This window comes from Streptomyces mayteni, assembly GCF_054783955.1.
On record NZ_BAAGPR010000308.1, the window covers coordinates 1 to 543 of the forward strand.

The 543-nt window shown below is 71.3% G+C and carries 1 protein-coding gene; it reads right to left on the minus strand.

Going from position 1 to position 543, the window contains the following annotated elements:
* Window positions 1-543, minus strand: a 543-nt coding sequence (locus tag ACYVPE_RS40020) for a glycoside hydrolase family 48 protein (RefSeq protein WP_461038758.1), incomplete at both ends; no start/stop codon positions are given.

The following is a 543-nucleotide window of genomic DNA, read 5'->3' on the forward strand; positions in this document are numbered from 1 at the left end:
GCGGGGTGCCGTAGTGGCCCTCCCAACTGTTGGTCGCGCCACCCGCGATCGCGCCCTCGGAGGACTGCAACCACCGGTAGAACTCCACCTGCCGGTCCAGGCTCGCCCCCCAGTCGGCGGCGCCCGTCGCCGAGTTCGGCCGCAGGGCCGGGTCCTCGCTCAGCGCGTAGGCCGCCATCGGGTTCTGGTAGCCGAAGTGCGCGAAGCTGGAGCCGATCCGCCACGACCAGCCGGCCGAGGTGTCCAGCGCCCCGCCCCACGCGTAGTACCAACCGAGCAGCCGGTGCGAGCTGTTCTTCCCGCTCCCCGCCTGGCACGACGAGGCGCCCACGCAGTTTCCGACCTGTTTGAAGTACTTGTCGTAGGTGGCGTACCGCAGATAGTCGCCCATCCGCGAGGCGCGCTCGACGACGTCGGCCACCTGGGCCGCGTTGCCCTGTTCCGCCGCCCACTGGTTGGCCCAGTAGGCGGCCTGGACGGCGCGGGCGTCGGCGTCGGGGGCGTTGGTGTAACGCCACTGACGGGAGTAGGAGTTGTCCCCGG